Genomic DNA, 24513 nt, shown 5'->3' on the forward strand with positions numbered 1-24513 from the left:
GACACGCCTAATACCAATGATCCCGGCGGCTTTCTTGTCGCTCGGTGGTGACAAGATTATAGTCCGGCCACGGGGGAAGAAATCGATCGCGATGCGCGAGCGAGGACCGACGCATGCCCGTGTCGGGCGAATCCTCCGCTGGGAGGTGCAAAATGACCACTTACATTGTGTTGATCAACTGGACGGACCAAGGTGTGCGCAATGTTCGCGACTCGTCAAAACGGCTGGATGCGGCGAAGAAGCTGCTCGGCGACATGGGCGGCTCCTTCAACCAGTTCTTTCTGACGATGGGCGGCCACGACATGGTGGCTGTCTGCGAAGCGCCTGACGATGCCGTCATGGCGCGGTTTGGCCTCTCGCTGGCGATGGGCGGCAATGTCCGCACCCAGACACTGAAGGCATTCCCGGAGGCCGCCTATCGAGAGATCATCGGCTCGCTTGGTTGATCGCGACAAAGGACCGCTATCGGCGATCATAAGCGTTGCGCAACTCGCGTCAGACTGGCACTGTCGCCCTGTCCTTAATTCCTCGTGGCGTATCGGCAGGGCTCTTGATGAAAGCGTTCCCGGGTTTTATGGCTGCCTTCGATTGTCCGACAACTGCTTCCTGAGCGATGGCACTGGTGTGGGAAAATCGGGACGAAGGCATCGAGCGGGGCGCTTTCGCCTCGTTCGCTCTGCATGCCGTCATGCTTGCACTGCTGCTCCTGCTGCTTCCGAGACCTGAGCCGCCGGCACCGTTGCCGGACGACGGCATTACGGTTGATATCGTTCCCGAAGTCGCCAAACCTTCTGCGATAGCGCAGCGGGTCGCGACGCCTGCACCCACTACGGCAAAGCCGGACGCGAGTGCGTCGGTCCAGGAGATCGCTCCGCCGCATCAGGAGGAGGCGCCGACGGCCGCGAGGTCGCCGGAAGTGGCTTCCGTCCCTCCGGTGCCGCGCCGAAGCCTGGTGTATTCGTCCAGGCGGGCCAGCTGTTTTCGGAGACGGTGTTGTCAGATTCGCGCAGCCGGCGCGCCCGCGAGGCGCTGCGCGGCCTTGCCGGCAGCGAGCGCAATCTACAGCTCTGTGATCTGGAGGCGATGGAGCAGGTGCGCCGCGCGCAGCCGGCGATGGCGCCGGATGCGCTCGCGCCCTATGCGATGGCGGCGGAAAAGGTCACCGGCAACAGGGTCGAGGTGAAGGGCGGCGCCTTCCGCAGCAAACGGAAGTGGTACAATATTCAGTTCAAATGCCAACTCGATGCCGGCTCCGGCAAGGTCGCTTCCTTCGCCTTTCTCATCGGCGATGCCATTCCGCAAAGCGAATGGCAGGCGCATGATCTGGTGGCCGACGATGGAGCCGCCGACCAATGACACTATAGCGTAGCGCGTCTTTTCGGACGCGCAAAGGACGCCGTAGCACTTTAAATGGCTGTTGCGATCACGCGGTTTTTTTCTTTTGTGGCTTGATGCTGCCGGCTTTAGAGGCCACATCGCTGCTGTGACAGAAGAAGACGTGGAACCGGCGGAAACGCAGCACGAAACGGGAAAGCAGCGGCCTGAAATCCGCTGGGGCGTCGTTGCGTCCGTTGTTGCGCATATTCCTATCATTGCTCTTCTGATTTTCGGGCTGCCGAAGATCGAGTCGAAGCCTGTCGAAGACGAGAGCGTGAAGGTGGAGCTCGTTCCGCCGCCGGAGGAGAAGAAGCCGGAGCCCAAGCCCAAGGAAAAGCCACCGGAGCCGAAGCCGCCGGAAGAGGCCAAGAAGGAACCGCCACCGCCACCGCCTCCGCCGCCACCGCCACCGCCTCCAAAAGCTGCGAAGCTGCCGGAAGCGCCCGTCGCTCCCCAGCCACAACGTGTCGCCCGCCCGGTCTTCGAATTTGCCGAGAAGGATTCAGCGCCGGAACAAAGCGAGCGGGGTATACCGCAGCAGGCAGAAGCACCAAAACCGCCGGTCGTTGAGCCAAAACCCGAAGAAACGCCGCCTGTCGAATCGCCGCAACTCCAAAGGCCGGAGGTTCCGGAGACTATGCCCGCCGCGAATCCGGTGCCGCAGGATATCGAACTTCCCGAGGTAGATACTGCTGAGGCCAATCCGGAAAAGAACGGGCCGGCTGCCACAGGACACGATGAGGCAAAGACGAATTTCGAGCCGGCAAAGCCGTCGACGAATTCGACGGCAACAACCTCCTCAACGCCACCAGACGTTGAGGCTAAGGAATCGAATAAGCTCACGAAAGCGAAGACGCTATTTACCGACAACTTTGTCTCAGACCGCGCGGTCAAGACGGCGATGAATAACTTGCCGCGCCAAACGCGGGGTGGTCAGCTTTGCTGGAGCGAGCTCAGAGAGCAGCTCCTTCATTCGTCTGCGGCATATGATCCTAATCGTATTGAGGTGCCTCGATACAATCTGCCGAACGGCAATTTCCTCGCGCTTAAGCGAAGTGCGTTCTTTGACGGCCAGCAATTGCACCAGTTGGCGTTCAGTTGCGAAGTGAACGATAATGCGACGAAAATTGTATCGTTTGAATTCGGTGTCGGGAATGTAATTCCCAAAAGTGAGTGGGCGATTTATGACTATCCATGATTGATGGCGCTCTTGGTGAGTCGCCGCAACAAGCCACGCGCAAGCAACCCTACCTAGCTTCTTCCTATGGCCGTGATGATTCCGGTGAAGAAGAGGACAATGATATGTCGAATGAGATCGAGCGTTTCTTTGAGCGTCAGGACGAAGCCGTGAGCGCGCTGTTCCTGGAAAACAAGGGCGACGAGTTGACCGATATTCTGGTGGCTGCTCTGGAAGAGGCTTTCGAAATCCTGCTCGAAGCCGCCCCCGCCGACACCGTTCATTGAGGTCGCAGAGGGTTCAGTGCCGATGTGCGCTGACTGACCGTGCCGCTTGCGGTCTCCCGTCCGGTCGGGATAATGCGCCAGCATCGATGGCCTAGATATCATGTCGATTTTTCAAGAGGATCAATCGCCGCAAGCGGGCGCACTTGATGCCTGCCTAGCCGGTTACCGGTTCGAGCGCGATGCACTCGGTCGTTCCGCCGCGAGTGTCTTCCGGCTGGAAGTTCTCGGATTGCCGACGCTTTATCTGAAAGTTGAAGAGGCTGGTGCTTTCCGCGAACTCGCCGACGAGGCAGCCAGGCTTCGCTGGCTCCAGACTTACGGTCTGTCCTGTCCTGTTGTCATTGCAGAGGATAGTGATGGCGTGAACAACCGGCTGCTGATCAGCGCGCTCCCCGGGAGTGATCTCGCCAGTGCATCGGCGGTGACGCCGCTTGCACGGGTCGAGCTGCTGGCTGCGGCGCTTCTTGACCTGCATCGCCTGCCGATCGCATCCTGCCCCTTCGACCATCGGCTGGAGAGACGCATGGCGGCGGCGAAAGCGCGGATGCAGGCCGGCATCGTCGACGAGACCGATTTCGATGAGACGCGGCTTGGAAAGAGTGCCGAGGCTCTGTTTGCCGAACTCGAAAGCGGGAGGCCCGGCGGCGAGGATCTCGTCGTCACCCATGGCGACGCCTGCCTGCCGAATTTCATCGCCTCCGAAGAGGGATTTTCGGGTTATATCGATTGCAGCCGCCTCGGCGTCGCCGACCGCTATCAGGATATCGCACTCGCCTGCCGCAGCATCGCCTATAATTTCGGCGAGGCGCTGGTGCAGCCCTTCCTTGATTGTTATGGCATGCCGGCCACCGATCCGGCTCGGCTCGAATACTATCAGCTGCTCGATGAGTTCTTCTAGGCAGGCATCCTAGCTGCCTCGATTGCGTCATCTCACGGCGGCGGGCAGAGTGGCCGACGATCGGAGCTGCGGGCAGACAATGGCGAAAAACCAATTCAGGATGTTGCGCTCGGCCTTGGCTGGCGTCGAAGCGGTGGAAGCGGAAACGCATCACAGCTTCGCCCGCCATACGCATGAGCAGTTCGGCATCGGCTTGATTTCCGCCGGCGCGCAATCTTCGCTCAGCGGCCGCGGCATGGTGAAGGCTGAGGCCGGCGACATCATCACGGTCAATCCGAACGAGGTGCATGATGGTGCGCCGATCGGTGAGGGGCGGTCGTGGCGCATCCTCTATTTCGACCCCGCCATCGTCCGTGGTCTGTGGCAAGAGATCGGCGAAGGCGGGGCAGGGCGATCGGAAATCCCGCATCCGGTCATCCGCAATGCGGCGATCGCCGCCCGCTTCGAAATGCTGTTTCGCGCGGTGACCGGCGGCGGGGCGGCGGATGGGCTGCTCTGCGAGGAACTGCTTCTGCAACTCGTCGCCGACGTCATGCGCGAGCGCTTTGCTACCGAAGAGCGGCCACTGGTGCCGGCGTCGATCCGCGCCGCCCGAAACCTGATTGACGACGATCCGCTTGCCGCCGTCTCGCTCGCCGATCTTTCCAGGGAAAGCGGGCTGAGCCGCTTCCAGGTGTTGCGCGGTTTTGCCAAGGCGACCGGTTTGACGCCGCATGCCTATCTCATCCAGGCCCGCATCCATATCGCGAGGCGGCTGATCGCTCAGGGCATGCCGCTGGCGGAAGCCGCCTTTGCCAGCGGCTTTGCCGACCAGAGCCACATGACGCGCGTCTTCGTGCGCAAATACGGTCTGTCGCCGCGCCTCTATGCCGGCGCCTTTATCTGAACGTCGATATTGCGGCTGCAATTTCGTTCAAGACCCCGGCCGGCTCCTGCTATTTCCTCGGCGCTTCCAACAGGAGACGCTGGATGTCGAGGCAGGTTCATGGGTTTTTCTATCTGGCGCTGGCGATGCTGACGGTCGGAAGCACCGTCATAGCCAGCAAGCTGATCGCGTCGGGTTTGCCGCCGTTCAGCGCCGCCGCATTGCGCTTCGCCATCGCCTTTCCCGTCTTTCTTCTGCTGATGCGGGCGACCGGCGCGCGGTTGCCGAAGCTCTCCAGCAGCGACCGCCTCATCCTCCTCATTCAGGCGGGGGCCGGCAGCGTCGGTTATACGACGCTGCTGATCTCCGGCCTCAGCCTGACCTCGGCGGCCGATGCCGGCGTCATCATCGGCACGCTGCCGGTGGTGTCGGCCGCAATCTCCATCCTGCTGCTTCGCGAACGGCCGCAGCGTGCCGTGCTTCTGGCCGTGGCGCTTGCGACGGCTGGTGTGCTGTCGATCGCCTTCACGCCAGATGCGGCCGGAGGATCGCTCTCCGGCAATGCGCTGATCTTCCTGGCGGTCGTCTGCGAGGGACTGTTCATCCTGCTGAACAAGAAGCTGAAGACGGAGATTGCGCCGCTAGCCCAGTCGACGCTGATGACCGGCATCGGCTTCATCGTTGCCGCCATCCCGGCCGCCGTTTTCGAAGCGCCTTTCGCACAGGACATTTCCGCAAGCACTGTCGCCGCCGTCTTTTATTATGCGCTGGTGCCGACCGTCGGCGGATTTCTGCTGTGGTATGCGGGGGCAGAAAGGGTGAGCGGCACCGAAGCCGCACTCTTCACCGCGGTTGCGCCGGTTTCCGCCGTCATGCTTGCCTTCATCATCCTTGGCGAACCGGTCGGGCTCCACCAGCTCGCCGGCATCGCCTGCGTGCTTGCGGCCGTGCTCGGGCTTGCCTTTGCCGGGAGCCACACGATCAAACTTGCCGGCGGGAGATAGACCATGCAATTCAGCCATTCCGATGCCATATGGCAGGCCTTTCCGGAGCTTCGCGCCGGCGCGCTGCATGCGGGAGGGATCCATGCGGATGCCGATGTCGAGGCGGCGATCGCAGACTTCAACGCAATCGCCGAGGCCCGGCTGGCGCAAGCGCAGGAAGGCGAATTCCCCGAAATCCAGGCCTGGCGGCGCGGCTTTTCCCGCATGGGGCTGAAGCCGACGCAATATCGCTGCGCTTCCGAGGCGCTGCTGCGCCGCTTCCGCCAGGAACATGCGCTGCCGCGCCTGCATCCGCTTATCGATCTCTGCAATGCGATTTCGCTTGCCTTCGCCATTCCGGTCGCCGTCTTCGACGCTGAAAAGATCGTAGGCGATCTCCAGGTCCGGCGGGCTAGGGGTGACGAGACCTATCTGACCTTTGGCGGCGAGAGCGAACATCCGGAGCCAAACGAGGTGATCTTCGCAGATGGGGCGCAGAATGCGCATGCGCGGCGCTGGACGAACCGGCAGAGCGGGCTTTCGGCGGTGCGGGCGACGACGCGCTCGGTGCTGATCGTTGCCGAGGCGCTGCACGCCTCCGCCGGCGACGACATCGCCAGGCTGGTCGAAACAGTTGCGGATGCGCTTGCACGGCACTGGCCGGCGGCGGCGAAAACGGCGATGCTCAGTCCGGTGTCGCCGCGTTTCGAGTTCTAAGGGCGCAGCGTTTCAGGGAAAGCAACGTTCGGGGCCTTGGGCCGGCGGCATGCCCGCCCTATCTCTATGCGATCGATAGCTTCTGGAGACGAACCCGATGTCAGACAAGTCGTTTAAGATTCCGGGGCCGGATCATCCGATCACCGTCGAGCACAATCCCTCCCGCGTCGTCGTCACGCTTGGCGGCAAGACGATTGCCGATACGCGCGATGCGCTGACGCTGTGCGAGGCCTCCTATCCGCCGGTGCAGTATATTCCGCGCAGGGATGTGGACATGTCGCTGCTTCAGCGCACCGACCATAGCAGCCATTGCCCCTATAAGGGCGACGCCTCCTATTACAGCATCATTCCGGGCGGCGAGCGCTCGAAGAATGCCGTCTGGACCTACGAGGCGCCGAATGCCGCGGTCAGCAGCATCAAGGACCATCTCGCCTTCTATCCCGACCGTGTCGACGGCATCGAAGAGATGGCCTCTCCGGAAGCCGGCGCCTTCTGACGGCACGCATGACATTGAACCCGTTCCGGCGGAACATGTTTGCCGCCGGACCGTTAGGGTCATCTAGCGGGGAGATGTGTCGTGCCAAAATTCTATTTTCAGCTCTTCGATCGTGATGGCGCCGGGACGACCGAGACGGCATATGATTTTGAATCCATCGAAGCTGCGAAAGCGGAGGCACGGCGCGTGTTGGCGGAGATGGCCACCGAAGGTCTGCCGGCTGCACCTCTGAACATGATGTCGGTGGAACTCTTCGATGAAAGCCGGCGACCGCTCGCAGAAATCCGGCTGATTCTCGAAGAAATTGCGAAACAGCCACGATAGGCACGCCAACCTGCGAATGCCGGTCGATCGAGCCAAAGCAATCAAAAGACTATGTCAAATTTAATTGCCGGCTATCAAGGCGGGTCTTAGCGTCGCGCCAACCGACCGAGTCGGATTGATGCGTAGGAGTGACCGGCGGCAGCCCCTAAACGGCAACCGCTATCGCAAGACGTCGAGCCATTCATTGTTGAAGACGAGGCTGGCAACCGTGACCGGATCGCCGCTCTCGTCGCGAACGGTGATGGCGATCGTCATGCGATCACCCGCGGGCAGTTCGTCGCGGGCCACATCCAGCAGGATGCGGGTCAGCTCCTTCGGAATGTCTTCACGAGATCTGAGCTCGGTACCGTGCTCGTCGCGCGTGGGGCCTTCCCCGTTGTGTAGATCGAAATAGTAGCGAGCCATGTTCTTTCCTGCGCGTCACAGGAGAAATCACAGATGAAGACAATTGTTCCCGAGGCTAGGCATTGATTCTTATAGAAAATATAGGTCGCATCGAAATGGATCAGGGCTCCAGCAATATCGGGCGGGCAAGACCGTGATTGAATCCCTGGTGCTCAACCTTGGAAGCCGCGATATTTTGTCGGCCGAAGAGGAAAGCCATCTCAGAGCGATCATTGTCAAGGACAGGTATTTTGCTGCCGGGGAGGATCTTGTCTCCGAAGGGAGCAGGCCGGGTTACAGCACGCTGCTGCTTGATGGTTTTGCGGCGCGCTACAAGGTGATGGCCGATGGCAGTCGCCAGATCACCGCACTGCATGTCGCCGGCGATTTCGTCGATCTGCACGCTTTCCCGATCAAGAAGATGGATCACGGCATCGTTGCGCTGTCGTCCTGCCATGTCGCCTTCGCCGACCACGGCGATCTCAGGACGATCACCGAGCGCATGCCGCACCTGACGCGGTTGCTCTGGCTCGACACGCTGGTCGATGGCGCCATCCACCGCGAGTGGATCGTCGCCATGGGCCGGCGCTCCAAGCGCGCCCATATCGCCCACCTCGTCTGCGAACTGTTCGTGCGGCTGCAGGTGGTGAAGCGGACGCGGGGCGCAAGCTTCCAGTTTCCGTTGACGCAGATCGAGATGGCCGACGTGCTCGGCGTTTCCGTCGTCCATCTGAACAAGACGCTGCAGGCGCTGAGGCGCGAGGGCGTGTTCATCTGGGAGAACCGGACGATCACCATCGTCGACTGGGAACGCCTGCAGGAAATCGCCGAATTCGATCCCGGCTATCTCAGCATCTCCAGGGAACCGCGCTAGGGCGTCATGGTTCTTGCATCTAAACGGGGTTTGCAACATGTTGCCGGTCGATAGTCGTCGACCGGGATCATCCACATCATGAATAATCTTCCAGCGGTCGATCTCAACCTCCTCGTCGCCTTCGACGCGATCATGGCAGAGCGCAGCGTCACCCGGGCCGGCGCCCGCATCGGCCGCACCCAGCCGGCGATGAGTGCTGCGCTTGCCAGGTTGCGCCAGCTTTTTCAGGATGAGCTCTTCGTGCGCAGCCCGAGCGGGCTGGAGCCGACACCGCGCGCGCTCGATCTTGCCGAGCCGATCGGAAAATCTCTGCGGCATGCGCAGGAGGCGCTGGCTTTCAGTGGCGTCTTCGACCCGCGGTCGTCATCGGCTTCGTTCCGGCTCGGTCTCTCCGAACACCCAGCCTTCGTGCTTCTGCCGAAGCTGCTGGCTGCGATCAGGCAGGCCGCGCCGAATATCAGCATCGATGTCAAGGGTTTCATCGCCCGTGAAAAGGCGGTGGAAATGCTCGATGCTGGCGAGGTCGATGCGGCGGTCGGCGTGCCGGTTTCCACGTCGCCACGCATCCTTTCCCGGCTGCTTTTCGAGGAGAGCTTCGTTTCGATCGTCCGCGCCGATCATCCGGCGGCGGCAAGGGGTCTCGATCTCGATACTTTCGTCGCGCTCGACCACCTGCTCGTATCGCCGGAAGGCGATCGTTATGGCCATGTCGACCGTAAGCTTTCGGAACTCGGCCTGCGCCGCAGGCTCGGCCTGACGCTGCCGCAGATGTATGCGGCGCCGGCGATCGTCGCCGAGACCGATCTCGTCGCCACGCTGATGCGCGGCATCGTCGACGTTTCGGATAGCCGCGCCCAGCTGTCTCTCCATAAGCCGCCGATCGAGCTGCTGCCGGTCTCCTTTGCGCTGTCATGGCATCGCCGCAACGATTCCCATGTCGGGCAGCAGTGGTTCCGCGAACTGATCGGGTCAGTTGCGGCGAAAAAGCAGGATCGGCTCGGGGAATCGAACTGATCCTGCTTCTGAAGTCGCCAGCTCGTCTTACACCATCAGCAGCGTCTTGCCGCGGGCGCCGCCCCTAGAAAGGGACCGCAAGGCCTCGGCCGTGTCCGCAAGGGCGAATTCTTGGCCGATAACGCTTTGGAGACGGCCATCTGTGGCAAGTGCCGCCACCGCAGCCAGGCGGCCGGCATCGCTCTGGTGAAAGAGGAATTGCGCATCGATGCCGCGCGCCTTCGGCCCTTCGGTGTCGAACGGTGCGGAAAGGCCGATGAGCTTGCCGCCGCGGCGGATGATGCCGAGTGATCGCTCCAGCGTTTCGCCGCCAATCGTGTCGATCACCAGGTCGAGGCCCGTCGCCAAGGCGGTAAAATCCTGGTTGCGATAGTCGATCACCTTGTCAGCGCCCAGCGAGCGGACGAGGTCGAGATTGGCCGCGGAGGCTGTTGCCGTCACATGCGCGCCGGCACGCTTTGCGAGCTGAACCGCGAAGCTGCCGACGCCGCCGGCGCCGGCATGGATGAGCACCGATTGGCCGGGCTGGACGGCTCCGGCCTCGAACAGCGCCTGCCAGGCGCTGGCCGCAGCCGTCGGCAGGCCGGCAAGGCTTGCGAGCGGCCGATCGGCCGACACCGGAACGACCAATCGGGCAGGCACGGCCGCCAGTTCGGCAAAGGCGCCGCCGCTTGCCGGATCGGTGCGCGCGATCACCCTGTCACCCGGCCTGACGGTGGCGACGAGCGGGCCTGTTGCAACCACCGTTCCGGCGAGATCGGTCCCGAGCGTATAGGGGAAGGCGAGGGGGAAGAAGTCCTTCAGATATCCGGCAAGCAGCTTGTTATCCATTGGATTGAGGGCGGCGGCCTCGACACGGATGAGCACGTCGTCAAGGCCGGGTACCGGCTCGGGCACGTCCTCGATCCGGATATCGTCTATCGCGCCATAGGCATGGATGCGGGCGGCCTTCATCACGCGCTCTTCGGATGAAGGGACGTCGTCTTTGGCGGCCAGGCGCCGAGCTGGTGCAGCATGCCGAACCAGTCCTCGAGATGCCAGGTGTGAGAGATCATGTCGCCTTCGAAGCGGTGGAATTCATGGAGCGCGATCTCGATTCGGCGGTTCGTCGCCGGAATGCCGAAGAGCGCGCCGCGTTGGGTGCCGACGATACGGGCGCGAACGCCGGCGCGGTCGTTGAAGCCGATCACTTCGTCGACCACGATCTCCACATCCGGCAGGGATTCGATAAAGCCGAGGATGATCGGCTTCAGCCCGGCTGGGCCGGGACCCTGGCCGGGGGCGAGCGGAATATCCTGCCAGCCTGATGTGACGGCCTCATCGAGAAGATCGGGATTTTTGCGCGTGAAGGCGCCGTAGAAGGTTTCAAGCGTTGCGTGCTGCTCTGCGGTCAGCGTACTTGCCGTGGTGTCGATGGTCATCGAAAGCCTCTTGGTTTGGTAACAGCAATGAGGCTACGGCCAGCCGCTCCATATCGGAAATTGATACTCGATATATCGTCCCATCCATATTTTGTATGAGTAAAGGCCCGGGCCTAACGCAATCCGGTGAGCGCAGCTCATTCCGATTGACAAGCCATCCATTCGAGCAGAACACCGTTCCGGCATTCAAAAACTCTATAAAGGCTGGCGGACCCGCGCTGCCGGCCGGTGACATCGCAATGGACATATCCCAAGGACCGGGGAGCGTTCTTCGCCACCCCGGCTATCTGAACTTCGCTGCCTCCCGCGTTTTTTCCTCGCTCTCCTTCCAGTCCATTGGCATTGCCATGGGATGGATGATCTACGATCAGACGCACAGCGCCTTTGCGCTCGGCCTCGTCGGCTTCTGCCAGTTCCTGCCGATGGCGGTGCTGACCTTCGTCGTCGGTCATGTCGCCGACCGGTTCGACCGGCGGCGCATCGGGCTTGTCTGCCAGTTGATCGAGGCGGTGACGGCCCTGGTGCTGGCGATCGCCACCTGGCAGCAATGGCTGACGCCGGCCGGCATCCTTGCCGCCGTCACGGTGCTCGGCGCCGTCGTCGCCTTCGAGCGCCCGACCATGGCGGCGCTGCTGCCGAACATCGTGCCGGCCTCGATGCTGCAGAAGGCGGTCGCAACCTCGACCTCGATGATGCAGACGGCGCTGATCGTCGGCCCATCGCTCGGCGGCCTGCTTTATGGCCTCCATCCCGTCGCGCCCTTTGCTATAGCGGCGCTGCTTTTTGCCGTTGCGAGTTTCAACGTCATCTCGATCCGGATGCAATGGAGCCCTGCCAAGCGCGAGCCGGTGACACTAGCCTCGGTCTTTGCCGGCGTCTCCTTCATCCGAAGCCGGCCGGTGATGCTTGGCACGATCTCGCTCGATCTCTTCGCGGTGCTGCTCGGCGGCGCGACCGCGCTGCTGCCGATGTTTGCCCGCGATATCCTGCATGCCGGTCCGTGGGGGCTCGGCCTGCTGCGCGCGGCGCCGGCGGTCGGCGCGCTCGCCATGTCGATCGTGCTTGCCCGCCGGCCGCTCGAGAGCAATGTCGGGCGCAAGATGCTTGCCGCCGTCGCCGTGTTCGGCGTCGCCACCATCGTCTTCTCGCTCTCCACCAATATCGCGCTTTCCGTCGTAGCGCTGCTCGTCGTCGGCGCGTCCGACACGGTGAGCGTCGTCGTGCGCAGCTCGCTGGTGCAGCTTTTGACGCCGGACGAAATGCGTGGCCGCGTCAGTGCCGTCAACTCGCTGTTCATCGGCACCTCCAACCAGCTCGGGGAATTCGAATCCGGCATGATGGCAGCAGCCCTCGGGCCTGTCGCCACCGGCGTTGTCGGCGGGCTCGGCACGATCGTCGTCGTGCTCCTGTGGATGCGGCTCTTCCCCGATCTCACCAAGGTCAAGACGCTGCAGGGCTAGAGCATGCATGACGCGTTGAAAGCGGCGACCGCTCCCGTTAGGTTCGCCCCAAATATCATTCGGCGGAGCCGCGCGTGACGACAAATTTCCTATCCTGTGTCCTGGCGGCAGTTTTCACGTCGGTGCCGGCTATGGCGCTGGCCGAGTGGCAGGCGGTCGAAGAGGTGCGGCCTTATTCGATATCAGGCAAAACGGGCGCTGAGCTCTATGAATCGATTGGGGCGCGAGGGCCTGAAGCCGGTGCGGGCAGGGTGATCGCGCATACGACGTTCAAGTTGACCTGGACCCGGAAATACGAACCGCAGGGAAACGCCTGCGTGATCACGACCAACCGGCCGAAGCTGATCATCACCTACACGCTGCCGAAGCCGGCGGCCGAGCTGCCGGCCGCCGTCAAGAGCAGCTGGCAGGCCTTCATATCAGGCGTGCAGGCCCATGAGCGGGTGCATGGCGAGACCATCAAGGAGATGGTCAAGGAAATCGAGGCGACGAGCATCGGCCTCACCGTCGCCGACGATCCCGATTGCAAGAAGATCCGGATCGAACTGACCCGCCGCCTCGGCGAGATTTCCGGCAGGCAGCGCCAGCGCGGCCGTGACTTCGACAAGATCGAAATGGGTGACGGCGGCAATATCCAGCAGCTCATCCTCAAGCTGGTGAACGGGCCCTGATTGCCCGTCGCTGCCGCGCGCTTTATCCCTGGACCTGTCCGGCCAGCCTCCTATCTCTCCCGCTAACGAGGGCAGGTGGAGGAGAAGCGCAATGTCCTATGTCGACGGTTTCATCGTGGCGGTGCCGAAGGAGAATGTCGATGCTTACAAAGAATTCTCGACCTTCGCCGGCTCGATCTGGAAGGAATATGGCGCGCTCGAATATGTCGAATGCATCGGCGACGACGTGCCCTATGGCGAGCTGACCTCCTTTCCCCGCGCCGTGCAGGCCAAGGAGGACGAGGTGGTGGTGTTTTCCTGGATCGTCTACCGGTCCCGGCAGGAGCGTGACGATATCAATGCCAAGGTGATGGACGATCCGAGGCTCAAGGGCGACCAATGGCAGATGCCGTTCGACGGCAAGCGGATGATCTATGGCGGCTTCGAGATGATGCTCAAGCTCTGATGCCGCCTTGCCAGGGCGCGTGTAGACTTGCGTGAGGCAAGCATTGACTTGGCCGTCACGGCGCGCCAACTCCCGGGAGATGTCATTCCAAGACGGGAGAGCGCCTTGCCTCAGACGATCCTCACCTTGTCCACACGCGGACAGGGCCTTTACGAATTCACCGACCAGGCGAGCGCTTTCGTCAACGCGTCGGGGCGGGAGGAGGGGCTTCTCACTGTCTTTGTGCGCCACACTTCCTGTTCGCTGCTGATCCAGGAAAATGCCGATCCCGACGTGCGCACCGATCTTCTCTCCTTCTTCCGCCGCCTCGTGCCGCCGGCCTCCGATCCCTCGATGGGCTGGGTCGTGCATCGGGCCGAGGGGCCGGACGACATGCCGGCGCATATCAAGGCGGCGCTGACGCAGGTCTCGATCGGCATTCCCGTCGCCAGGGGGCGGCTGATGCTTGGCACCTGGCAGGGTATCTATCTCTACGAACATCGCGACCGGCCGCACCGGCGCGAAATCGTGCTGCATCTTAGCAGCTGAAACCGGATTCATTCTTGTGAATGCAAACTGAATGCCCGGTTCGAACACCGTTCAGTTTGCGGCGGTTACTGTCGAGACAATCCCTGAAGGGAGAGCTTAGGTAATACCAATCGACGGAGACACCCCATGACGCATTTCCTGACCAAGGCTTCGCTTGCCGCTTTGCTCGCCCTCTGCACCATTCCGGCCACAGTTTCCACGGCCGCCGCCGCAGGGCCGCAGACGAGCTTTATCGTCGAGGCGCAATACCATCGTCCGATACGCGGCTGCTCGCCGATGCATGCGGTGCGCAAGGCGCGTGATTTCGGCCTGCGGGACGCCCACATCACCCGCATGTCACCGCGGGTCGTTGTCGTCGCGGGGCGCGAACGCCGCGGCTGGGACAGGATTACCTTCGCGAATGTCCGCGGCTGCCCGCTGATCCGGCGCTGAGGACTCCGCGGCAAGCGCCCATGTGGTGCTTGCCGCCCCGTTTTTGCCTTGACGCTGACACTTTCAGCCGTCTCTTCTCTGACCTGTATGAGTGATTCCCAAATGACGCTTCGGCGTAATGCGGACGAATGGGGAGGGCGGCTTGACCGGCCCGACTTTCAAACGAAAGGTTTTTCGATGATGCAGTTTCTGGCAAAGGCGGGTCTTGCCGTCATGCTGACAGCCGGTACCCTGGCCGGCACGGTGGCGCCTGCCGCCGCCCAGTTGAATATCATTATTGGCGAGCCGGACCGGGGTCCGCCGCAGGACTATCGCCGTCCGCCTCCGGGTTATGACCGTCCGCCTCCGGGCTATGGCCGCCCGTCGCGCGGCTGCAATCCGCAGCTCGCCGAAAACCTCGCTCGCGATTACGGCTTCCGCCGCGCCCGCGTCGTCGACATCACGCCGCGCCGCGTGATCGTCCAGGGTTGGACCCGTCGCGGCCCCGATGAGATGAGCTTCGGCAATGTGCGCGGTTGCCCCGCTCTGCGCCGCTGATATCAAGGTCGAATACCGCCTCGTCTCCCCGATGCGGCGGCCACAACCGCCTTTGCCAGTCTCCCCGGATCGGCAAGGGCGGTTTTCTTTGTGCGCTCAGTTTGACTGCGCTCTTTCCTCCGGCATCATCTTGGGTCTTGTGCCACGGCTGTCCGGTTGGTGCCAATGGCTGCCCCTCATCCGGCTGGTGGCGGCAGCCGGATGAGGGGCTGGTGTCGCCGATCTCCAGAGCCGAGATGTCGCGTGTCTCAATCAGCAGGAAGTCGGTAGACTTTGACAGCAGTTTGAGCGCCGTGCGCCTGAAAAGACGCGCGGCGCTTTCATTTTACTGCTCGATGGCGAAGGTCACGGTGACGCTGACATTGTAATTGTTCTCGCCGCTCTGGACGGGAACGGCAGCGTCGGAGGCCTCCTTCATCATCGTAGCGCGATAGACCGGCTGCGGCATTGCGCGAGGCACATTCTCGTTGATCTCGATGATGCGGCCGAGCTTAACGCCGGCGGCTTCGCTCAGCGTCTTCGCCTTTTTGACGGCTTCGGCGACGGCATCCTTGCGCGCCTCTTCGATGGCGGCATCCGGCTTGTCATTGGTGAACTGGATGTCGCCGCCCTGGTTGATGCCGAGGCTGACGGACTGGTCGATCACCGCGCCGAGCTTGGCGAGATCGCGCAGCCGGACGGTGACCGAATTGATGGTCTGGTAGCCGATCAGCTGCGGCTGCTGCTGCTGGCCGTCGACCGGCTGCGGATAATTGTATTGCGGCTGGATGGAAAAGCCGGAGGTCTGGAGGTCGCGCTCGGCGATGCCGCCGCTCTTCAGCGCGGCAAGCACGTCGTTCATCGCCTTGTTGTTCTCGTCGAGCGCTTCGCGGGCGGTTTTCGCCTGTTTGACGACGGCGAAATTGACGATGGCCATATCGGGAGCGACGGACGATTCGCCATCGCCGGTCACCGAAATCACCGGCTCGCGCGGCTTCATCTCCTGCGCGAAGGCAGGCGCTGCGGCGGCCAGCGGCAGCGCCAAAAGGGCGGTCATCAGGACTGTTCTGGTATAGATCGGCGCCATGTTTTCATTCCTTGGTTGTCGTTTCCCGGAAGAGCTTTCTGTCGGTTGATTGTGAAGCTATTACGGCGGAAAAGACAGGCGCATGTGTAGCGAGAAAAAAATGTCAGGGATGCCTGTATCGGAGCCTGAACCTGCAGGACGTCCGCCAACTCTTAAGAGCCGAAACGGCTGGACCGGAACCGACGGCTCGCTATCATATGGCGACCATCGACGACGAGGAAGCAATGTTCGAAACGCTCGATCCCGTCCCGTCCGAGATCGCCACCGCGATATCAGACGGCCTGAACGCCTTCAACGAGGGCGCTAAGATCAGACGCGAGGCTTTTGCCGTCGTTTGGCGAGAGAACGGAGGGCTCATCGCCGGAATAACGGCGTCCGTTTCCTTCTCGGTTCTTTTCATCGGTAATCTGTGGGTCGCAAAATCGCTGCGGCTGGGCGGCATCGGCACGAAATTGATGGCGGCGGCCGAAGAAGAAGGGCGTCGCCGCGCCGCGGTCGCCGCCTGCGTCGACACGCTCTCGACCCAGGCCCCGGATTTTTACCCGAAGCTCGGATATGTCGAATTCGGCAGGATCAGCGGGCATGCGGGAGGCCGGCCCGTTGACCGGATCTGGTTCCGCAAGGAATTTTCCGCCGTGGCTTGATCATGACCGCCGGCTGTGGCCGCCCCCCTCTGCCCGGGCCTGGGCAGAGGGGACTCACACGGCACGCCGGTAAAGCTGTAGCAAACAATGCTGCTCTGGCGCGACCGCTTCCCAAATCCTGCAAACCTGATAGCAAATAAGGCGGGTTAAGGAACAAACGGCGGCCGCGCTGCTACGGCCGGCAAGGGGGCAGCATGCGCTTCATGGCAATTCTTTCGATCAGCCTCGCCATCGGTCTGGCGGGGTGCTCTCAGGTGGCGGAAAAGGCGGAGAACGCCGCCAACCGCTCTTACACCAGCTATGCGCTGGGCAAGCCCTATACGGAGGTCGCCAATCTTGGCCAGTCGCCAATGGCGCAGCTTTCCGGCTCCGACGCAACCTTCGGGCCGATGATCGGCGCGACGCCATTGATGAACGGCATGACGATCTACCGGCATATGGCGCCCGGCGCCCAGACCGAGACCGGCACGAATTTCGCCGGCCTGGTCGGCAGTTCCACGATTTCGCAGAACAACCGGCTTTCCTATTTCCTGGTGGGCGCCGACGGAATCGTCAAGGATTGGGCCACGGGCTCGGTACAGGGCAGCGCCAGCGATTGCGTGCAGTATATCGGTGGCATCATCAACCGCTGCAACGATATGCGGCAGCTCCAGGCTTCACTCGCGCTCTATGACGTCAGGGTGGCGACCAAGGCCGGCCAACCTATATCCAGCTGGGGCGAACCGGCCGCACCCGTAGTCAACTGAGGATGCGCGCCAGCCGGGATGAGGTCACTACCTTACCCGGCGGCGAGCGGATGCCTTGGATGGCCAAAGCATGTCACGCAAATGTGTGGAGCGGTTTCGCGATAAACACATGCGCGAAACCAAAGGCGAAAGCGCGGTAAGCGAACTTAAAGGTTCGCTACGCGCTTCAGGCGCCGAAATCGTCCATGAAGGATGGATGGATGGCGGGCTTGCGCTCTTCGCGTGCGTCGCGAATACGCTGGGGAACCGCGCCGAGACCAGCAACGAAGCGGGTCAGGAGATTGCGGTGGAAAAGTTTCTGTATGGCACTCATGGCAGTTTACTCATTCTTTTTTTTGTTAGCTGGCAGCATATATTTTGCGCAAGCTGCTATCGCAATGGGCAATTTTACATGACAGTTATGCGACAGTGCATGGCTTGAGGCATTGGGCCTGAAAAACGATCACATTGGCGTTAGAAGCGGCCGCCGAGGCCGCTCAGCCCCTATAAGTCCTCGCATACCCTCGTGATGGCGTGGTAGATTGCAAACTTCGGCTAAAGCCGTGCCCCTCCGAGGAGAAGCTCAGATGAACCGATTTTTCGCATTTATCGCGACCGGAACGCTGATCAGTCTTGCCACGATCACTTCGGCTTGCACTTCATCCGGAAGCCTCGACCAGACGTCGTCAATCGGCGGCGGTTATGGCGGTTACTATGAGCGTCAGCCGCTTAATCCGGCGTGTGGGGGTGGGTTCAGGCCGAGCGATGGCCGCTCTTGTAGCTATTAGAATTGTGCGCCGATCGGGCATGATGCCGCCGGACGAAGTCGTGTGATACTGGCCATCCCCACAGACGAACCATCGCGGCAATCAGACTTCTCATTTTCCAGCGCTAATAGCTGCACGGACGATCGTTGCCGAATCCATCGCGGCAGGCAGGCCGGAGCGCAAAGTCAGCGCTCTGAGCGGTATAGCCGACCGAACCCGTCTGCACCGAGTCGTTTGAACTCGTGGTGCACGACGACGCCGATACGGTAATGACGAAGACGGCTGTCATGGCCCCCGATAGTTTGCGAGTTTGAAGCATCTCCCCACCCCTTACTGTCCAAAGTGTCCGTATAATCCTGGCAAGTAGGGCCGATGAGGCGTTCCGATAACTGTCGTTGCCGATCAAGATTTTGTTATTGGCTGAAAACCCCTTCGCCAGCGCTCGCTGCCACGATCAAGGTTGGCCTCTACGCCTACAGATGTCGTTTGTTTGGACAACGATATGGGGAGCCGCAGTCTGTTCAAAGGGGTCCCATTCATCCAGTCGATTTCGCTATTTGGTCTACGCGGGAATCGGCATCAATGCGAAGGAGCTAGACATTGAGGGCGGTGCCTTCGGCTTGATGAGAAATTGAATGAGCACGGCATTTGCCTTTCTAGGTTGGTTTGCCACCATTTACATGGGCTGGAACCTGCTCACGTCTCTTTTCGTGCCGAGCCGAAGGACGTCCAAATTGAAGCGTGCTGGAATCGCCTTTCTTGTCCTAACCGCCTCGATCTTGATCGGCGGCATTTTGTTCGAAAACGATGCGCGGAATGAGGGCTCTGAAAGTGTGAACGACAGGCAAGAAGCCAATAGCGTCGGCATATACGATCCTGCAGTTTGGAAGGCCGAGAAGGAGGGCCGTCGAAGGCCTTCGGCGATCTCGACGTCGACGGTCACCAGGTTGCCAATCAGCTCTTCCGGCTTCACCACTTCACGTTTGGCACGAACGACGAGCTTTATCTCGAAAAGTTGATTTACCCCTTCCTCGACCGACATCCTCTCCGGTAGGAGCTGGTCGTCACCCAACGGTGACGTAAGCTTTATAACGCGATTTGCTTGGATGAAATCGGAAGACAAAAAGAGGTCGTTCAAAACGTTCTCCGAATGAAATCCCTGAGATACGCTCAATCTAAGGTTCTATAATCATCAATATCGGCGGCAAGTAGGAACCTCTGAGGGTCTGTCAACCCCGGCACTCGGAAAGCGTGTGGAGTCGATTGAGACCCGACGGCAGATCAAGTTGGAGCTGCTTACTAGCCGCACATGAAAGATATCATCGATACCTGGTGAAATGACTGGGGATGCTAACCTGCCCACATGAATAACAACTACATCATCGAGCAAGCTGCAGAGCTGATCAGACCCTATCAGACCCTATCAGACCACGGGCGGTCGCTTGTTTGGCGACGTCGGTGCCGTGGCGATATCAAGCACGGGAAACCGGTAATTGCGAACAAGTTATTGTTGCATTAGATATTCACCAAGACGAGATTTCGTCCACGGAGAAGGAGGACAGCATGACCGATCTGACCGCGCAAGGGAACGCCATCGTGGCGACGGCAAGCACGGCCGTTTCCACGGTTCTGAAGGAAGGCGGCGAAAAGCTGCAGCAGGCTATCGACATTGTGAAGTCGCTCGGTCTGCGTGGTGACGTTCGCAAGCCGCAGGCTATCGTGTCGATCATCGAAGAGATCAAGGACGCCGATCCGGACCTTGCCTATTTCATCGCACGCACGCTGTCTGAGCAGGAGGCTTTCGACGACCTAGTCGTCCAGAAGATTTCCGGCATCGCCGTCGGCGACGACTATAAGGAAATCACGGCAGCCTTCGACTCCATCCGCGCCGACGCCAAAAAAGCTGTGCTTGATGCAGCCGATGGCAATGAATCCATCTGGGGCAAGATCACCGGCTTCTTCAAGGAAGCGACCCAGGGCGACATCGCCGACCGTTTCTCAAAGATCGAAGATCGTTTCGAGCAGGTCACGACGACTCTTGCGGCCCAGCTGAAGGGTGAAAAGGAAATTCTCGAAGCCTACCAGCTGTTCCGTGGCGCACTCGGCCAGTCGCAGGTCGCGGCGCTCGCGATCAAGGCGAACCTGGAAGCGACCTGGAACGCGGCCAAGGAAAAGGCGGAAACTGCGCAGAAGGCTGTTGATGATGCCCAGGCTGCTGATGAGGCGACCAAGGTCAGTCTGCAGATCGCTCGCGACAGCGCCAACGACGCTCGGTCAAAGGCCGAAGGTCAGTTTGATATCGGCAAGGACCTCGCCGACAACCTGATGATCGCCTACAACATCACAGAAGTGACCATGAAGAAGCTGGAAGGCACCAGCAAGCTCAAGGACCGCATCTATAAGCGCTCTGTCAGCTTCTATGCCACCAACCGTTCGACGCTTGCTTCGCTGAAGGCGAACTACAACGCCACCATCGGTCTGGCCGAGGGGACCAATGCCCTGGACTCCATGACCGGCGGCATCAATAAGTCGCTTTCCGATCTCGCGGATGTTTCCGGCGAGGTGAACGCCAAGGCAATCAGGAGTGGCTACGGAAAGACCATCGACGCTGATGTCGTCAAGACGCTGGCCGAAGCCCTTCTCGTCGAAGACGAAGAAAACGCCAAGCTCATCGAACAGAGCCGCGCGGAAGCTAGTCAGAACGCGGACGAAATTCGCGCGTCGGTCGAGGACGTCAAGCGTCGCTATGCGGCAACGGCGAACAAAATCGCAGCGTAACGGGTAATATCCATGGCAGCTTCGTCAGCATCGGGCGCGAGCCCTTCCTTCGGCGACATGTTGGGTGTTTCCAACATCATCGACGATATTCGAGCCAGCGACCGGGTGGTTGACTTTGAATTGGGGGCCGGTGAACGCCGGAAGGCCCTCATCCAGCGCCTCAAGGAGCAGAAGGCCAAGGAGGGCGTCGTCGTTAAAGATGACGTCATCGAAGCTGCCGTGGAGCAATATGAAGAGCGGCGTTTCACGTTCACGCCGATGAAATCCGGGGCTAACCGGCTCGCGGCGACGGCTTACGTGCGTCGCGGCCGGTATCTCCGCAATACGGCCATTGCGGCGGCTGTCCTGGTGGTCGGTACGGTAGCGTACAACGTTGGCTACGATCAGTTCGTGATCAAACCGCGTGAGGCGGCCATCGCCCGCGAAGCGGCGGCAAAGGAAGCGGCGGCTCGCGAGCTTGAAACTGCGCTCACCGTTCGGCTCCCAGCCGAATTGAAGGCGGCAGTGTCGTCGGCAACCGTCGCCGCAGACCGCGTGGCGGATGTTCAGGCCAAGGCTGACATCGATAGCCGAAATACAGAGGCGCTGGCTGCCATCACCGCTCGCAACGTTGCGGGTGCTGAAACGGCAATCCGTCAAATTGGCACTATCGAAACGTCGATGCGTTGGAAGGAACAACGGGTACAGCAGGTGGCAGCCAAGCTTGCGATTCAGCCAAGCCAACTTCAGGCCGCCTACACTTCGGCCAAGGCACTTGCTGTGGCGGTCTCCGACAATCTGGCTGTCACCGACATCGAAAGCCGCAATACCGAAGGTCTCGGCGCGATTGCTGCGAAGAATGTCGAAGGTGCGCAGCAAGCTATCGCGGCTATCGGGGTGATTGAAAGTCATCTTCGACAGGTCCAGGCGCAAAAGCAGCTTACTGGTGAAGCGGCGAACTTCGTTGCTGATGCGGACGCGTCCCTGTCTCGTTATGTTAATTCGGGCAATCCTATCGACGATGTCGCTCGTACCACGCTGACCCGTCGACTTTCGTTGATCACGGAAGCGGCCGAGGATGGCGACGGTCAGCAGATGCGTCAGGCTATGACGTCATACAAGAACCTCGTCACCTACGTTCAGAACGAAGCCAAGATTAGGATCGTCAATCGTCGTGGCGTGCGAGCCGGTGTCGAGCGGGATGGCACCCGCTGGTATCTTGTTGTCGAAGCACTTGTCGGCGGAAAGCCCGTTCCAGTCGAAGTTGGTAACAAGGAGGACGGCATTGCTGAGACGGTTCCCTACTGGGGTATTCGGGTTTCCAAGCGCCAATACACCAAAGTTCTGGACGATTACTCCGATGACAAGATCATCGACGACGACCGTGCCGGAACGAAACCCAAGGGCTCGCTCGATGTGAACTGGACCCTTGACGCCATCGACAATCAGACGATCACGCACTGGTAGGGAGATCGACCATGATCTCAGGATATGACGTTTACCGCCAGTTCAGCAGCATCCGTGACGATGTCGAGCGTGACCGTCGCAACATTTCCGAGAAAATTCTCGGCTTGCAGGGCGAAGTCGACAAGCTACTTCGCGAGCAGTCTGGGCTCTTCAAAAAGTTGGCGGCATTCCACGTTTCCGCAGACGTTGCCCTTCCGGCCACCGTCGAGCGTGCGCTTGACGAACGGAAAGCCAAGGTCGCCTCCAAGAAGGAAGAGGTCGGCGAACGGACCCGCTTGATCGGTGTCTCGAAGAAGCAGGTCGCGATCTTTGACGAGAAGATCAACGCTCTCACTGCCGAAATCGAAAGCGAAGAAGCCGCGATCCGTGAGCGCTTCATGGCTGACGAGCGGGTCAAGCCGATCTATGTTGATTTGGCGGCCGCCTCGCAGGCTCATAGCGACATGAATCGTGCGCTACAGGCTGCCAACGAAGAGCTGGCTGAAAAGCGCCTTGCGTTCGAAATGGACGAACTGTTCGTCTACCTGCATAAGCGCAAGTTCGGCACGCCGGATTACAAGGGAGGTCTCCTTCCGATCACGCGGATGCTTGATCGTCGGCTTGCCAACAGCTTCAACTATGTCGTTCAGGCTGCCGACTACGATTTCCTCGTTGCCCGGCCGGGTATGATCGAAGATCGCATTGCGGCTCGCAAGCCGGAGCATGAGAAACTGCAGGCCCAGTATGATGTACTGGAAGCAGAATATTTCGACGTCACCAAGCCGAAGCGCGATGAGCTGGAAACTCTGAAGGAACAGCGGCAGCAGGCAATCGACAGCGGTAAGAGCCACGCCGATGCCCTTGCTACGATCAATCAGTTCCTGGCCGACGCCGCACTCGCTGAGGACGCCGACCTGAAGTCGATCATCTCGAATTTTGCAGACTTGCTGGCAAAGCCGGATTTCCAGTCGAAGATGCGTGCGATGGCAGAGCAGACGCCTTCAACCGAAGACGACGCGACGGTTTCACGCATCCAGGCAATCGCCTCTGAGGTCGCAACCCGCGACAGCCAGATCGACGACGAGAAGCGCAATCTCTCTTCGTGCGAGAGCAAGCTTGAAGGTCTGCGCCGCATCGAAAGTGAGATCGACCACAATAACTGGCACGCGACTGGTCATACGTTCAGCGGTGTTAACGTTGGCACGCTCGCGGACGCCTTCCTTCGCGACATGATGACGGACGCGAGCGTCATTGGGCAGCTGAACGATGCGCACCGCGACCCGCCTCGACCGCGTCCGACACCATCGTCGGGCGATTTCGGTGGTGGCTTTGGTGGCAGCTCGTCCTCCAGTTCCTCCGGTGGCTTTGGCGGCTTCGACGATTCGTCGACCACCAGTTCGTTCGGTGGCAGCTCGTCCCACACGACGACCGGCGGGTTCGGTGGAGATTGATTGGCAGTGGGCGATGAAAGTCACCTTCCATTTGGCAGGCGGGAGCATGTCGTCTATCGTGTCAGTACGATATCTCCCGATGAAATAGTGGACGTTCGCATCATCGAGCCGTTCTAAACCTCGAATACTTTGGACATCGGCCGCCTCCTTCTGGTCCGGAAAATCAGCCGAATGATCGGCGCTTCGCGAGCGACCACAATGGCCGCTCCTGAAAGGCGACGGGTTAATGTTTCCTGGCCGCCGAACGCGGTCATCGTTGTTCGCGACGCTCTGCTGGCACCGCAGCGCGAGGGGTCTTATTCTCCGAAATAGCAAGTTGGTAGGGTATGTTGTTCTTTATCCTTTTTGTTTTGCCGTACATCGTCGGCTTCGTCGCGCTTGCGTTCTGGCGACAGGGGTGGACGCTTATGGCGGCAACCGTCGCAATGATTGTTGTTTATTTCTTTTCTATAGGATCAGGGGATGGCCCAGGCGCGTTCGCGGCGGATGCCCTTCCAGCTGTCCTCGCGGCTGGAATTGCAGCCGGGCTAGTAACCAGCGTCATTGCCATGACGTCGAACTATCGACCTGGCTGTAGCGGCAATGTTCCCACTCGGATATATCGCTGGTTATACGGTGATCAGGTACTTCTGAAGCCCTCAGGGATATCGCGCCCGTCCGGAAACTACGTGGGAGCGGAATAGGACTCTTTGGTCCAGCCGGCCTGGCACCTGCGCTCAGTGGCGATCTGCAATATCGCCAGTAAAGCCGTCGGCGGGCTTTCGATG

At 60.6% G+C, this 24513-nt stretch carries 30 protein-coding genes and 1 pseudogene; 24 read left to right on the plus strand and 7 right to left on the minus strand.

Annotation, left to right across the window (positions count from 1 at the left end):
* Positions 1–152: 152 nt before the first annotated feature.
* The 10 genes and pseudogenes from BS629_RS17370 to BS629_RS17415 all read left to right on the plus strand — a co-directional run bounded on the left by BS629_RS17370 (position 153) and on the right by BS629_RS17415 (position 7124).
* Positions 153–446 (plus strand): GYD domain-containing protein, encoded by a 294-nt coding sequence (locus BS629_RS17370; RefSeq protein WP_018242976.1) that lies wholly within the window; start codon positions 153–155, stop codon positions 444–446.
* A 167-nt stretch (positions 447–613) separates the two neighbouring features.
* Positions 614–1356, plus strand: a pseudogene (locus BS629_RS40350) (DUF930 domain-containing protein).
* 85 nt (positions 1357–1441) lie between these two features.
* Positions 1442–2575, plus strand: coding sequence for a DUF930 domain-containing protein (locus BS629_RS17380; protein ID WP_018242974.1), 1134 nt, complete (start codon positions 1442–1444; stop codon positions 2573–2575).
* Positions 2572–2841 carry a hypothetical protein gene (locus BS629_RS17385; RefSeq protein ID WP_018242973.1) on the plus strand — a complete coding sequence of 90 codons (270 nt, stop codon included), beginning with the start codon at positions 2572–2574 and terminating at the stop codon, positions 2839–2841. Before BS629_RS17380 ends, BS629_RS17385 begins: the two co-directional genes overlap by 4 nt.
* 100 nt (positions 2842–2941) lie before the next feature.
* Positions 2942–3739: an APH(3') family aminoglycoside O-phosphotransferase gene (locus tag BS629_RS17390; protein ID WP_018242972.1), complete on the plus strand. Its 798-nt coding sequence runs from the start codon at positions 2942–2944 to the stop codon at positions 3737–3739.
* Positions 3740–3818: 79 nt separating this feature from the next.
* Positions 3819–4625: an AraC family transcriptional regulator gene (locus BS629_RS17395; protein ID WP_018242971.1), complete on the plus strand. Its 807-nt coding sequence runs from the start codon at positions 3819–3821 to the stop codon at positions 4623–4625.
* 83 nt (positions 4626–4708) lie between these two features.
* The gene (locus tag BS629_RS17400; protein ID WP_018242970.1) at positions 4709–5608 is read left to right on the plus strand and encodes a DMT family transporter; all 900 of its coding nucleotides are present in this window, start codon (positions 4709–4711) and stop codon (positions 5606–5608) included.
* Positions 5609–5611: 3 nt separating this feature from the next.
* A complete protein-coding gene (locus BS629_RS17405; RefSeq protein WP_018242969.1) occupies positions 5612–6304 on the plus strand; it encodes a B3/B4 domain-containing protein in 693 nt (230 codons plus the stop codon).
* A 97-nt stretch (positions 6305–6401) separates the two neighbouring features.
* Entirely contained in the window at positions 6402–6800 is a 399-nt protein-coding gene (locus tag BS629_RS17410) for a DUF427 domain-containing protein (RefSeq protein WP_003541590.1), read from the plus strand.
* An 81-nt stretch (positions 6801–6881) separates the two neighbouring features.
* Positions 6882–7124, plus strand: a complete 243-nt coding sequence (locus BS629_RS17415; protein ID WP_018242968.1) for a DUF6894 family protein — start codon at positions 6882–6884, stop codon at positions 7122–7124.
* Positions 7125–7283: 159 nt separating this feature from the next.
* On the opposite strand, the gene BS629_RS17420 is transcribed toward BS629_RS17415, so the two are convergent.
* Positions 7284–7529: a DUF6894 family protein gene (locus BS629_RS17420; RefSeq protein WP_018242967.1), complete on the minus strand. Its 246-nt coding sequence runs from the start codon at positions 7527–7529 to the stop codon at positions 7284–7286.
* Positions 7530–7662: 133 nt separating this feature from the next.
* Here BS629_RS17420 and BS629_RS17425 point away from each other — a divergent pair, with 133 nt between their 5' ends.
* A complete protein-coding gene (locus tag BS629_RS17425) occupies positions 7663–8382 on the plus strand; it encodes a Crp/Fnr family transcriptional regulator (protein ID WP_018242966.1) in 720 nt (239 codons plus the stop codon).
* Positions 8383–8460: 78 nt separating this feature from the next.
* Positions 8461–9396: a LysR family transcriptional regulator gene (locus tag BS629_RS17430; RefSeq protein ID WP_018242965.1), complete on the plus strand. Its 936-nt coding sequence runs from the start codon at positions 8461–8463 to the stop codon at positions 9394–9396.
* A 27-nt stretch (positions 9397–9423) separates the two neighbouring features.
* Here BS629_RS17430 and BS629_RS17435 read toward each other — a convergent pair whose 3' ends face one another.
* Both BS629_RS17435 and BS629_RS17440 read right to left on the minus strand, forming a co-directional pair.
* Entirely contained in the window at positions 9424–10350 is a 927-nt protein-coding gene (locus BS629_RS17435) for an NADP-dependent oxidoreductase (protein ID WP_018242964.1), read from the minus strand.
* The gene (locus tag BS629_RS17440) at positions 10350–10817 is read right to left on the minus strand and encodes an ester cyclase (RefSeq protein ID WP_018242963.1); all 468 of its coding nucleotides are present in this window, start codon (positions 10815–10817) and stop codon (positions 10350–10352) included. Before BS629_RS17440 ends, BS629_RS17435 begins: the two co-directional genes overlap by 1 nt.
* A gap of 239 nt (positions 10818–11056) precedes the next feature.
* On the opposite strand from BS629_RS17440, the gene BS629_RS17445 reads away from it, so the two are divergent.
* The 6 genes from BS629_RS17445 to BS629_RS17470 all read left to right on the plus strand — a co-directional run bounded on the left by BS629_RS17445 (position 11057) and on the right by BS629_RS17470 (position 14890).
* Positions 11057–12277, plus strand: a complete 1221-nt coding sequence (locus BS629_RS17445) for an MFS transporter (RefSeq protein ID WP_026188476.1) — start codon at positions 11057–11059, stop codon at positions 12275–12277.
* Between the two features lie 74 nt (positions 12278–12351).
* Positions 12352–12948 carry a DUF922 domain-containing Zn-dependent protease gene (locus tag BS629_RS17450; RefSeq protein ID WP_018242961.1) on the plus strand — a complete coding sequence of 199 codons (597 nt, stop codon included), beginning with the start codon at positions 12352–12354 and terminating at the stop codon, positions 12946–12948.
* Positions 12949–13039: 91 nt separating this feature from the next.
* Positions 13040–13393: a DUF1428 domain-containing protein gene (locus BS629_RS17455; RefSeq protein ID WP_018242960.1), complete on the plus strand. Its 354-nt coding sequence runs from the start codon at positions 13040–13042 to the stop codon at positions 13391–13393.
* Positions 13394–13498: 105 nt separating this feature from the next.
* A complete protein-coding gene (locus BS629_RS17460) occupies positions 13499–13921 on the plus strand; it encodes a secondary thiamine-phosphate synthase enzyme YjbQ (RefSeq protein ID WP_018242959.1) in 423 nt (140 codons plus the stop codon).
* A 126-nt stretch (positions 13922–14047) separates the two neighbouring features.
* Positions 14048–14353, plus strand: a complete 306-nt coding sequence (locus BS629_RS17465; protein ID WP_018242958.1) for a hypothetical protein — start codon at positions 14048–14050, stop codon at positions 14351–14353.
* 177 nt (positions 14354–14530) lie between these two features.
* Positions 14531–14890, plus strand: a complete 360-nt coding sequence (locus BS629_RS17470; protein ID WP_018242957.1) for a hypothetical protein — start codon at positions 14531–14533, stop codon at positions 14888–14890.
* Positions 14891–15215: 325 nt separating this feature from the next.
* On the opposite strand, the gene BS629_RS17475 is transcribed toward BS629_RS17470, so the two are convergent.
* Positions 15216–15956, minus strand: coding sequence for an SIMPL domain-containing protein (locus BS629_RS17475; protein WP_018242956.1), 741 nt, complete (start codon positions 15954–15956; stop codon positions 15216–15218).
* Positions 15957–16153: 197 nt separating this feature from the next.
* Here BS629_RS17475 and BS629_RS17480 point away from each other — a divergent pair, with 197 nt between their 5' ends.
* Positions 16154–16600: a GNAT family N-acetyltransferase gene (locus BS629_RS17480; protein ID WP_018242955.1), complete on the plus strand. Its 447-nt coding sequence runs from the start codon at positions 16154–16156 to the stop codon at positions 16598–16600.
* 194 nt (positions 16601–16794) lie between these two features.
* On the plus strand, positions 16795–17346 hold the full coding sequence (locus tag BS629_RS17485; protein WP_018242954.1) for a hypothetical protein: 552 nt from the start codon (positions 16795–16797) through the stop codon (positions 17344–17346).
* A gap of 166 nt (positions 17347–17512) precedes the next feature.
* Here BS629_RS17485 and BS629_RS39240 read toward each other — a convergent pair whose 3' ends face one another.
* A complete protein-coding gene (locus BS629_RS39240) occupies positions 17513–17659 on the minus strand; it encodes a hypothetical protein (RefSeq protein ID WP_018242953.1) in 147 nt (48 codons plus the stop codon).
* A gap of 253 nt (positions 17660–17912) precedes the next feature.
* On the opposite strand from BS629_RS39240, the gene BS629_RS17490 reads away from it, so the two are divergent.
* Positions 17913–18113 carry a hypothetical protein gene (locus tag BS629_RS17490; protein ID WP_018242952.1) on the plus strand — a complete coding sequence of 67 codons (201 nt, stop codon included), beginning with the start codon at positions 17913–17915 and terminating at the stop codon, positions 18111–18113.
* Between the two features lie 103 nt (positions 18114–18216).
* On the opposite strand, the gene BS629_RS39785 is transcribed toward BS629_RS17490, so the two are convergent.
* Together BS629_RS39785 and BS629_RS40535 are read right to left on the minus strand one after the other, a co-directional pair.
* Complete coding sequence (locus BS629_RS39785; RefSeq protein WP_018242951.1) at positions 18217–18411, minus strand: hypothetical protein; 195 nt, start codon at positions 18409–18411, stop codon at positions 18217–18219.
* Positions 18412–18768: 357 nt separating this feature from the next.
* Positions 18769–19230: a hypothetical protein gene (locus tag BS629_RS40535; protein WP_018242949.1), complete on the minus strand. Its 462-nt coding sequence runs from the start codon at positions 19228–19230 to the stop codon at positions 18769–18771.
* A gap of 425 nt (positions 19231–19655) precedes the next feature.
* On the opposite strand from BS629_RS40535, the gene BS629_RS17505 reads away from it, so the two are divergent.
* Genes BS629_RS17505 through BS629_RS17515 form a run of 3 tightly spaced genes read left to right on the plus strand, consistent with a single transcriptional unit; the run spans position 19656 to position 23746 of the window.
* Complete coding sequence (locus BS629_RS17505; protein WP_018242948.1) at positions 19656–20870, plus strand: hypothetical protein; 1215 nt, start codon at positions 19656–19658, stop codon at positions 20868–20870.
* Positions 20871–20882: 12 nt separating this feature from the next.
* A complete protein-coding gene (locus tag BS629_RS17510; RefSeq protein WP_018242947.1) occupies positions 20883–22316 on the plus strand; it encodes a DUF6384 family protein in 1434 nt (477 codons plus the stop codon).
* 11 nt (positions 22317–22327) lie between these two features.
* Positions 22328–23746: a coiled-coil domain-containing protein gene (locus BS629_RS17515; protein ID WP_018242946.1), complete on the plus strand. Its 1419-nt coding sequence runs from the start codon at positions 22328–22330 to the stop codon at positions 23744–23746.
* Positions 23747–24513 lie beyond the last annotated feature (767 nt).

The organism is Rhizobium leguminosarum bv. viciae USDA 2370, assembly GCF_002008365.1.
Classification (GTDB): domain Bacteria; phylum Pseudomonadota; class Alphaproteobacteria; order Rhizobiales; family Rhizobiaceae; genus Rhizobium; species Rhizobium leguminosarum.